The following is an 11,474-nucleotide window of genomic DNA, read 5'->3' as shown; positions in this document are numbered from 1 at the left end:
GGTTTACATTGTCATAGCCTATCGTATAACCCTGCCCGCCGGTGACCACGCCCGGCTTGCCCGAGGCTTCGATCCGGTTGCGCCAGGTCATGCCCGATATATTGCCGTTGTACTGTGGCGTAGCGCCCGCCAGCGGCGAGCTTTCGTAATAGGTGATCGACTCGCCGAACAGCGCATTCGGGTCGGTCTGCGTAATGCCGTCGTTGGTGAGTGTACCGTTATTGATCTGCGTAACCCAGCCTTTGATGTTATACCTGAACTCCTGCGACTGGGCAAACAGCTTCCCTATGGCAGCCACATAAGTGTTTGCGCCGCTGGCTGTGTACGAAAAGCCGGGTTCAAGTTTTACGCTGTTGGTTGCGACATCCTGTTTGGTACCCGTAACGGTGCTGTTCTCTGTAATATCGGTTGCTGTAGCCGGCATAGAATTGGGCGGAACCGTTCCCGTAGCATGCAGCCCCTCGCTCACTTTCTGACCGATCTCATTATAGACATTATGCGAGATATCCACCTCGGCGGCGCCGCGGAAGCTTTCATAGGTATCCATCAGGCGGTTCAGGTGATCGTAAACATAACGGTCCTTCACGTCAACCACTGTATCCTGCAAAGGCCTGATGATGCGCTCGCTGCCGGTAAGCTGACCGGTAAAGTTGTACCGGTTATTTACCACGTCCACCCGCCCCAGGTGGTTATCGCCAATCTGCTGGATCAGCCGGTTCTGCTTGTCATAATAGTTTACCGTGGCCAGCCACAGGCTGTCGCTGCCCAGCACGTAGACCGTGCTGCCCGTCAGCATACCCATTGTCCGCCCGGTAGGGCTGGTGCCATAACCATTAGTCTGGAAAGGCTTGCCCGTGGCTTCAGGAAATGAATAATCATCATAATAAAACTGCGTATACCGCGTGGTTGATGCAGTAGGAAACGCATTGTTGGTATAGCCCACGCCCGGCTGCCAGATTTCCCACAGCGTAGTAAAGCTATCGCAGTAAGCCTGCATGGCCTTGCGCCCGGTGATGGTGGTGTTGGCATAAATGCCGGTTTGCACCATCCGTCCCTCGGCATCATATTTCATATACACCCACTGGTGTCTGGCCCGCATGTTCGAGTCCTGCGACAGCACGGGCTGGTCGCTGTGGTTGTAGACGGTGTACACCCAGCCTTTCTCCGGGTCTTTTTTATTAACCACCCGGCCCAGCGAGTCATAGTAGAACATGTAAAGGTCACTGCCAAAATTGTTGTCTTTTTTAGCCAGCGGAGTAAAGATGTAGGTAAGCTGGCCCAGGTCGTTATAGTAATAGTCGGTACTGTAATAAGGGCTAGGCGCATCCAGTTGGGTGCGGGTGACGGTTCTTCCCTGTAAGTCTTTCCATACAGCAAGCCGGTGGCCGTTCTCGTCGGTAACAACGGTTTTGGTCAGGGTCCCCGCTGCATACGGAAAGGTGAGGATGCCGGTAATATCATCAACATAGTTTTTTATGCCGTCGGTGTCACTATTAACCTGATAACTTGCCCTGACAGTATGACCGGTACCCGGCTGCGACACGGCGCCCACTTCGCCCTGCTCTACCACGCGGCCCAGGGGGGAGGTTTCATAAACACTAACCGCAAAAGGCGAGGTGTCGGTAGGTATTTTGGGCGCTCCCGGCGCCGTTGGACTGTAAAAGTTGACCGCAGAGGTAGTAGCACCGCTCCTGAAATAGCCGCCGCTGCCCAAGGTACCCTGATCGGCATAAGGCAAATAGCTCTTTACCGACCGCCCCATGTTATCATAAGTAAACGGCACGATCATGTCCTTTAACCCCGGTGAGCCCTGTACCTGTATGCTTTGCATAGTGCGCCCCAATCCGTCGCTGTATTGAATGCTTACCGCCTGCCTTTGTATGGGTATGGTATCCAGCTTGGACGTGTCGGTTACCGGTATTTGCGGTATGCGCGTACGTAAATAATTGGTGCCGCTGGTTTGCGCCAAACCCGCATAACTACTACCCAGTAACAGCGCTGCAGAAACTAAAAAGGTTTTTAATGCTCTCATGGCTGTCAATGTTTAGGGAAAGTTATTTTGCGGATGACGTTGTTGTAGGTATCGGATACGTAGATATCTCCTGCAATATCAATAGCGATACCAAAAGGTTCATAAAATAAAGCTATAGATGTTGGGCCATCGCGTAAACTTAAATCACCAGTGCCACCTGCCAATGTGGTCACAACTGCTGCTGGAGTGACCTTTCTTATTGCGCTATTATACGCATCAGCGACATAGATATTCCCCTTTGCATCGATTGCCATTTGTGCGATGAATCCAAACCTTGCTGCGGTTCCCGTTCCATCGACAAGGCCCATATCTTCTGTGCCGTCACCGGCAAAGGTGGTAACCATGCCATTGGCTATTTTACGTATGCGTCCATGCTCAGCGAGATAAATAATTCCCGAAGTATTATCAAATGCGACTGTATTTACTCGTTCGGTAAATTCAGCAGAATCTACAGGACCGTCTAAATAGTTATTTGTTCCATTTCCAGCGACAGTAGAAACCAATCCATCGGAAGTAATTTTGCGTATTCTATAATTTAAAGCATCTGCAACATATAAATCCCCATTGGAAGCAATTGACATTCCTGTTAAAAAGGAAGAGAATTTGGCGGCTGTACCTCGTCCATCAGCGTAACCATAGGTTCCATTACCTGCTAATGTAGTTACAACTCGGCCAGGAGTTATTTTCCTTATTCTGTAGTTCCCCGCATCGCATACATAAACATTTCCCGAAACATCAGTGGATATCCCCTCAATTCCTGAAAATTTAGCGGCACTGCCGATGCCATTTGCGTAGCCAAGTTCATCGGTGCCAGCCTGTATTGAAACCGTGCCGTCAACAGAAATTTTTCTTATACGTGGATACGGTACAGTACCTATGACGTCATCGGGAATATATACATTATTATTTTGATCAACTGCTATTCGTTTTAAAATTCCAAATTCAGCTTGGCCTACACTGCCATCTATATCTCCAAACTGCCCGTTTCCCGCCACGGTTGTCACCATAGGTTCATCAACATAGCACGTCCCATTCGCATTGGCATAAGACTGACCGCGTATCCGGGCCAGGGCATTGGCATAGTCCAGCGATACGGTCGAACTGTCGGAATGGGCCGGTACCGTATAGCTCACCGCAGAGCCGGGCCCGTTGGGGCAGTCGTTTTTAATAAAGCCGGTTTGGGCGGTGTTATAAAACCAGGTGTCGCAGGCGCCGGGGTCGGCCAGCGGCGCCAGATAGTAATTACCTGCGGTATTGGTCTCGGTATAACCATCGGGCACGCCGTTGAGAAGGCGTTTGCGGTTAGTAAACGCCTGCCGGTGCAAGCCGCTGTAAACAACATTGCTGATACTGATTGACCTTACATTGTTGGGCCCATACCCACCCAGAGGAGGGGATATGGTGATAGTGCTCTGGCCTTTATAAAACGGTGTTGTATAGCTGGCCGAGGTGCCGTCGGTAAAGCTTAAGGCATAGGTTACCGTGGCGTCATGCGCGGCCGCGCCGGTAGTGCGGGTAAGCGTGGCGGTAACCGTGTAAAATTGCGGTATATAATTGATGCCGATGCTATAATCGGCGACATCAGGCGAGCCCGAATCGGCGGTGCTGGTTACACAGGTCGAGTCTATACCCACAAAAGTAGTGTCTACGTAGCTGCAATCGCCATGTGCGTTGGCGTAGGCCTGCCCGGCGGCGCGCGCCATGGAGTCGGCTTTAGCTTGCGACGTTGCCGAATATAGGCCCGCCGCCACCGTATAATCGACAATCGACCCGTTGCCGGTCGAACAATCATTTTTGGCGAAACCGGTTTGCACCTTATTGGTAAACAGCAAAGCGCAGCCTGTGCTGCTTCTGACAGGGGGAATATATGGCCCCAAACCGCCGGTTGGGGTATTAGCCTCGGTATAATTATCACGTACACGCTTCCTGTTCGTGAATTTTTGATAAGACACCCCGTAGTCATCCGATAGATTAATAACTGAATCGACAGAGATGGCCTTGACAGATTCTGCTGTTTTACCAATCAGCGGCAAACCTATTGTTGATGACTGCTCTCCCTGTTTGATCAGCGTAGAAGTGGTATAATCGGTACTGTCAGAATAAGTGACAGTAAAGTTTACTTTTGCCATATACCCGGTTTCAGCGGTATCGCGTAATATGTTACAGATCAAATTTCCATAGCTGTTAGCTGCAATGGCCGAATAATGCGCAGTGTCAGGAACAATACCGGTCTGGTCTGTGTAGCATATCGGATCAATCCCCGTCCAAACATCCTGCAACTGGCCGCACGCTAAAGCTGCGACGTTTGAGTACGAATATTTTTTCAGGATGTTAAATTGATCGTCGCGCTCGGTAATAATGCGTAAAAGGTGATCATATTCATAAGTATTTACTTTGTCGTCGGGCGAGTTTGTAGATGATACACCAACCTGGGGTGTTACCGTCGTAGTACTCATGTGTGCGCCCTGAGGATATAACCTTACTTCGTCCACCAGGCCACCGCCCGATAAACTTATTGTAGCACTGCCTGATAACGTTATTCTGTCCATATAAAAATTCCAACCATGATCATCACTTTCGCCATTAACGATTGAAACGTCTGTAGAAGCACCCGAAATGGTTGGTTTTGCGCCTTGTGTCCATAAGGAAACTATGTAGGTGCCGGCAGGTATACTATTGTGGGTAGCGATGTTACCCGCACTGAGCTGATAACGAACTTTCCCTGTTTTGGCTAAACCCGAAGAGTCGCGGCCGGAAGCCGTAAACGACCAATATTGCTGGTCATTAGTTTCGAAACTGGTATAAGCCACCTTATCAGCTGTAGCATTGGTAATTTTGGCAATCGGAACATCCTGGTTGTATCCCCAGATAGTACTCGATGAAGGCTCGCCAAAGTTTTGCGATTGAACCAGATCGTTTTTACTATTATAAGCCTGATAAAACGCTTTTGCGGTGTAGCTGCCATCTATATGATAAGGTTGGTTATTGCCACCAATGATCCCTTTTAATTGATTTGAAAATTTAAAATTACTTAATGAGATAGGATAGGCAGCGTTTACCGTAAAGGTAGTGTCCGGAAGGCCTAAGCCGCCGGCTTTAAACCGATTTACTACACCGCCTGTGATATAGGTTCCTAACAAGTCTTCAGGACCGGTTTGTCGCACTAAAGTGTTTACCTGTTCAATTGGACTGGCTAGCAGATTATGGTGTTTCATATCATCCAAAAAAGGAGTTCCCGAGGGGTAATCCATTGGGTAGGTTGTATAATTAACCAATAAATTGCCGTCGCTGCGATAGGTACTTTGTGATCGCATTAGCGTTGGATAATCAGGCTCCCAGCTATAACTGGTTGAATTGGTTATTGAATTGCCATTATCGGCCTGATCGAATAGCTGTGTGCTGGTCTTTGTTAATTGAATATTTTCGGCCACCTCGTTATAGATCCCGACATTGTAGGTGATGACTTGCAGCGTATTGTCCGCTAATGTTGCATAACCATTAACAAAAGGCCTTTGGCCAGTTACCGAGGTGACCCTGTTGCTGAGTTGGTAGGTATTGGTTGTTGAGCTAACCAGCTTATTATTGCTATCGAACAATAAGCTTCTTTTTAACAAACCTCTTTCAAAATCAAATGAGGTAGACGGAGGATATGCCCCTGCGTTACCATAAGCCGCTTTTACGGGTTTAGCAAAACAATTTAAGATGACGCTGCTGGTACTGTCCGGGTATTCTTGCTGACTGGTATAATAGTCAACCGTTTTACCGCCATCGCCGTTAATAGCCTCGACCTGGCTGTAGGTAACACTCGCCCCATTTATATCAAATAAATTATTTAAAGGTGCAGATGAATAAACAAAAGGAGGGCTATCAGCAGTATATTTGTGCGTTCTTTTGAATAGAAAAGCAAAGGCGTCGCCTACGGCTGGCGCCAGCAAGCTTACGCCGATATCAACAGCCAGACCCACCGGGCTCGAGATACCCGCAATGGTTAAAGCTATGCTTACGGCATTTGAGACTACTGTTAATGGCTTTTTTAAGTTATTTAATTCATAGCCTAATAAACTTGGAATAGGGTTTACAATAGTTCCGGCTTTGTAATTAGTTAACCCTTGTATGTAATAAGGTTTAGTGTTATATACCATGCCGCTTGCGGTACCGTCGTCCAAAAGATATAAGTATTGCTTGGTAATGGGTATCACCTGGCCCAGGCTGTCGTTTTCTATTACATAACGTATGCGCAGGCCGCCGCCATAACTTGTTTTATTGTTGTATTGGTACTTGTTTATTTCATAGATGAAATTGGTGTAGCCGCCATTTAAATTCCTGATACGGTTTAGCATACAGGCTTGCATCCTAACCGAGTCTGAGCCTCTCACATCAAATCCGTCATCATAATTGCCATTTTCCTCAATAAGATTAACCGGTGGGAAACTGCCTCTGCTATTTAATGAGGTATAATAACCCCAATGGTCAAATTCGTCAGATTTTCTCGAAGGTAGTGTAGCCTGATGGTTATAGGTAAACGAGTAAAGTTGTTTTATCTCATCACTTCTTCCCTGCAGCGTAACACAATCCAGCCTGAGCCTTTTTGAATCGGCTTCAGAAGGATTGGCGGGACTCGGACTCAAGAAATAACCTTCATTAAACGTGTAAGTTTTAAGCGGGGTGCTATTGTCATAAATATTGAAGACCTTTATCTGGTTTAACGCCTGTCCGCCTTGCAGATCTTCGCGGGGGGTGTAAGAAAACGTAACGGAGCCTATGTCGTTTTGAATTGAGCTCAGAAATTTGGCATTTAAAACCCGCACTGTTGTACTTACATCGGTAGTATCAACACCAAAAGGTGCCTGCGTTTCTGTATGCCGTATATGGCTTGAAAAGATGCCTGTCCGTGTATCAATACAATAGCGATGTATCTTATAAGTAACTATAGTTCGGTATAAGGTATCAACCTGATTTGGCCCAGAGCTGTATTTAAAGTTGACGGTTTCCTTGCCATCCGGAGATATAATTTGGGTCAGGTACCAGCTGGATATATAGGTAATAGCTTTACTTATTGGCTGATTGACAAGATTAGTTACGGTTAGTTCTTTAGACGATGTATCAGCGCCGAAAACATAGGTAGTGCCATTAAAATCCTTTAATATCCAGGCATTTTGTGTAGAGTCGGCGCTATTGTGTATTGGGTGCTTAATTACCCTGATACCCTGATCTGGCAAATACTGTGGATGCCCCAGCGTATCGACCACTAATTTGCCGGTGTGCCCCATAAAATTAAAGTAAAATATATCAGGCTCACCATCCACCTTATTATTGATAACTGCATTCAGGTAAACAGAGTCGACGTCTCTGGAATAGACCCTTTTGCCGTTATGCTGATAGCCTTGCGAAGATTCGTCGGGCAGGCCGCGCATAACACGTGTAAGTACACCACCCGCATTTAATACAAATCCTAATCCTACGTTACTCGCAATATCCTGCACTTTGATACCTGAACCATGATAACTTAAAGTAATAGGTGTATTAATTTGTCTACCAGCCAATTGATCTACCGGTAATACAACTGATGCTATACCTGTATGCTCATTAACAGGCACATTCGCATATTGTAATAATGCGGAAGCATTGGCCGAAGGCGGCACATAAGTACTGCTACCATTAACAAAACTGCCTAACTGAGCGAAACAGATGTTTGAAGAATATAATAGAATGCTGATAAATAAAGCAGAAACTTTTTTCAAGTCACGACAACTCATACGTTAATGTTTAATAAGGAAACTTATACTTTTATTTTTTTGACACCCTATTCTTCATGGCTACTACTTGTTTCTTAAGCCCGGTTAGCTCCGATTCAAACTCGTTTAGCTGTTTGTCTTTATCATTAGGTAAAGGGTTAATTCGTAGACTTTTTTAAGTAGTTTAAATTCACCTCGCCAAGATTTATTCCGCCCTTTTCCATTTACGATGCTGACGGCATTTCGGGCAAATGTTGATTTGCACATTGAGGTAACTTGTATGTTTTTTAAAACATAATCAGGAACCGGAATGCTTTTATCTACTTTAACTTCCTTTGAGCGGATTATACCGTTGACTGTCAACCTTTGGTCCGGAGAAGATGTGCCGATACCGACATCTACCCATTGACAATAACGGGCCAGGTGGAGTATTCAGATACCTACGTTTCGAGATGTGCGTATAATAATTCGTAGAGGACTACCGGACTTGTCAAGTCGCGAAGCCTATATATATTCAAGCCCGCCCCTACATTTTCTCCGAAATCCCAGCTTTTGGGGCCTTTAACACTTGTAAACAAAATAGTAGCCCATCCATCAATATCATCACTGTTGTTTAATGACAATAAATTATTTGATCCAACATCGCCAGTTTTCTGCAGAAGCTTGGTTGGAGTTGTTGTACCAATACCTACGTTACCGCTAGATGGAAAAGTATTTGTTTGTGCGTAAGAGCAATAACCCGAAACGGCTATCGCTAACGATAGACAGGCTTTTTTCATGATAAGGTTGTTAAGTAGGTTAAAGTTAGGTAACGAGAAACAAATTGTCAAGGTTATCGTTAATAAAGATTATTTGTTACCCGTTGGTTAAGGCCTCCCAATGTTTCTTGGTGCAGATACGCTGTTGGTACGTATTGTACTTTTTAACATCTGGTATGGTAAACAATGGGTCCATCAGGCTTTGAACGACAAATGTCCATTGAATTAAATTTAACAGCAGTGATCAAGTATCCCGGTATTCTTCAAAAACTAAAACATTCTCCTGCTGTCTTGCATCCATAAACTCAAAACCTATCACTCTTACACCCGAAGATGCTGCGAGATCTACAGTATATGTTGCGAAGGGATTAAAGCTCCCAGCCAAAAGCTGTCCGGGTTTCTTCTTTTGCTTATACTACCAATTTATTTTCTTCGATAAAAACTTATGCCTGGGTTGCTGATTCGTTAGTAATGGGATGCATAACCGGGAGGCCGATAAATGAGATGGTGTTTCTTGCATGCCTTGGCTCAATATTCTCGCGCCGAAGGTTTGCAAGGCAAGCTACCAGGAAAAGCTCTTACCTGTTTCAGCTATGATGAAGCTAAATATTCGATCTGTGGTCCTTTCTCGGTGTAAGCGCCCAAAAAGCGGGAAAGGATAGTGAGTTTATTTAATCACTGATTAAGGCATGCGTTGGACTTTGTAACCTAATCCGATGTTAAGATTAACAAATACATTGCTTTGTTTATCGGTAGGTCCATTGTTAAGCTTGTAATTATCATCAATCCTCCAATTGCTGTTAGAAGCCTGTAGGTAATAGCCAATCCTTACCCCAATTGGTATAGAGCGATGTATAGTGTAATTATCGAACCGCTTATCTTTAACACCAATCAGGTAATCGAAACCTGCTCCAAATTCAAAACCCGCTCTAGGGTTCCACAGTGTTTTGCTGGAGGTTGAATTAAGCAACTCAGATGAAAACTCGGATGTGCTTTGCGTGCGTCGGTCGTCACGAATACGTAACATAGCTTCTGATAGATTTAAACCAACAAAAGGGAAGAAACGCATGTTTTCATGAGTAGAAACGTTATATCCCGCTCTTCCATAGATTTGAAATTGGTTGTACTTTGCCTTGATGCCGTTTGCCGTATTTGGGGCAGAAGATGATGTGAAACTAGCGCCTATCCCGTCTTCTATTATAAACTTTTTATGAACGTGATTCATAGACAGATTGAGCCAATAGTTGTTATCTGGTAGTGAGGGAATGCTATTTGCATTAAGAATCCCATTTAGTTGACCTAACTTGCTCGGCCGAAACATTCCTTGAATTTGCATGGCACCTGCAATGTCTTTAGTAATTCCGGTTTGAGCTTTGGCAGATATTGTGATGGCCAATATACCAACTGAAAGCCAAAGTGTTCTATTTAATTTCTTCATAGTAGTGTTACATGATCTACGTATAAACTACAAAAAAGGATTTGGTTTTGTTTCTAAGTTATCAAAGTTTATTCTTTAACCTCACCCCAGATGGTTGTGGCCGACTCGTGTACTACGATGTACTAACGGATCAACTGTTTTCATGGCCCTAGAAGACCCTCCAAACAACAAAAAAGCCCTTAGAACTTAATCTAAGGGCTTTCTATCTTGTGGGAGCAACAGGGTTCGAACCTGTGACCCTCTGCTTGTAAGGCAGATGCTCTGAACCAGCTGAGCTATGCTCCCTTTGTTTTGGGACTGCAAATATAGAAGTCTTGCTCAACTCTTCAAAATAAAAAATTAAATAATATTTATTTGTTTGATCTTAAGCCTTAAAAAGGACTTCCTGCCCGGTTGGGCGGTTAAAAGAAATAGTAAACACCGTCCCTTCATTAACCTTACTTTCTACCGTAATGTTACCGCCTAAGCCGGTAATATGATTATAGACCAGGTACAGGCCAATTCCTTTTCCATCTGAGTTGTCGTGAAATTTTTGGTGAAACCCAAATAATCTATCTTTAACCTTATTCATATCGAACCCAATACCTTTGTCGGCAAACGTTACCTGGTTTATGCCATTTACCTGTTGCGATGATATTGATATATATGGCGCTTCGCCGGGCTTAGCATATTTAATGGCATTGGTAATCAGGTTTAAAAAAACGCTTTCAAGCTGGGTTTCATTAAAACGGATTTGGCTTAGCTTACTGAAATCTACCTCAATCGTCGCTCGCGAGCCGTTTACTAAAGAGCTTAGCGACCTTAAAACATTATCCAGCGTTTTGTTCAGGTCAAGCTCACGCATGTCAATCTGTGGCGTTGCTTTTTCAACCAGCGCATCCACATATCTGTCCAGCGTATTTTTCAGATTGTTAGTGGCAGCCTTTAAGTGGTGGATGAATTCCTGCGTCTCATTATCAGTTATTTTAGTATTGTCCAACAGATCAAATACCGCAAGCAGGTTGGCCACCGGTGCGCGCAGGTCGTGCGAAGTTGTATAGTTCAGCTTTTTAAGGTCATTGTTTAAATCTGTCAAATTTTTTATCAGCAGATTCCGGTCTTCTTCCTGTTTTTTCTTATGCGTAATGTTTTTTGCAATAGCATACACCAACTGCTCACTATCTACAGGCATCGACGTCCACGATAACCAAACAGTCTCGCCCGATTTAGTTATATAGCGGTTTTCAAAATTTAGCAGCGGAATACTGCTCTGTGTTAAATTGTTCCGGTTGGCTGCAGTCGCCGATTTATCATCCGGATGAATAAAATCACTGATGGGTCTTGAAAACAATTCTTCCCTAGTATAGCCAAGCATGTTTGAAACCGCGGGATTGATTTTTCTGAAATAGCCGTCGTATCCAGCTATGCAGAGCAAGTCGGCCGAGAGATCAAAAAATAGTTCCAGGTTAAATTCTGTATCGGGGGTATTTGCATATTCATTCATAAAGCAGGTCGCAGTTGCGGATGATCGA

5 protein-coding genes and 1 tRNA gene are annotated in these 11,474 nt (G+C 44.8%); all 6 read right to left on the bottom strand.

Annotation, left to right across the window (positions count from 1 at the left end; all coding sequences use genetic code 11):
- Window positions 1-2,032: DUF6443 domain-containing protein (locus ABD772_RS15855; RefSeq protein WP_345106635.1), on the bottom strand; the 2,032-nt coding region annotated here is incomplete at its 3' end.
- A 5-nt stretch (window positions 2,033-2,037) separates the two neighbouring features.
- Window positions 2,038-7,773: a DUF5977 domain-containing protein gene (locus ABD772_RS15850; RefSeq protein WP_345106632.1), complete on the bottom strand. Its 5,736-nt coding sequence runs from the start codon at window positions 7,771-7,773 to the stop codon at window positions 2,038-2,040.
- A gap of 434 nt (window positions 7,774-8,207) precedes the next feature.
- Window positions 8,208-8,546 carry a hypothetical protein gene (locus ABD772_RS15845; protein ID WP_345106630.1) on the bottom strand — a complete coding sequence of 113 codons (339 nt, stop codon included), beginning with the start codon at window positions 8,544-8,546 and terminating at the stop codon, window positions 8,208-8,210.
- A gap of 661 nt (window positions 8,547-9,207) precedes the next feature.
- On the bottom strand, window positions 9,208-9,963 hold the full coding sequence (locus ABD772_RS15840; protein ID WP_345106627.1) for a hypothetical protein: 756 nt from the start codon (window positions 9,961-9,963) through the stop codon (window positions 9,208-9,210).
- Window positions 9,964-10,173: 210 nt separating this feature from the next.
- Window positions 10,174-10,248 (bottom strand) — tRNA-Val (locus ABD772_RS15835).
- A gap of 79 nt (window positions 10,249-10,327) precedes the next feature.
- Window positions 10,328-11,446 (bottom strand): PAS domain-containing sensor histidine kinase, encoded by a 1,119-nt coding sequence (locus ABD772_RS15830; protein WP_345106623.1) that lies wholly within the window; start codon window positions 11,444-11,446, stop codon window positions 10,328-10,330.
- Between the last annotated feature and the right edge of the window lie 28 nt (window positions 11,447-11,474).

The organism is Mucilaginibacter panaciglaebae (assembly GCF_039539265.1).
Classification (GTDB): domain Bacteria; phylum Bacteroidota; class Bacteroidia; order Sphingobacteriales; family Sphingobacteriaceae; genus Mucilaginibacter; species Mucilaginibacter panaciglaebae.
The sequence above is the reverse complement of the archived record's forward strand: the minus strand, read 5'-3'. Positions and strand labels throughout refer to the sequence as shown.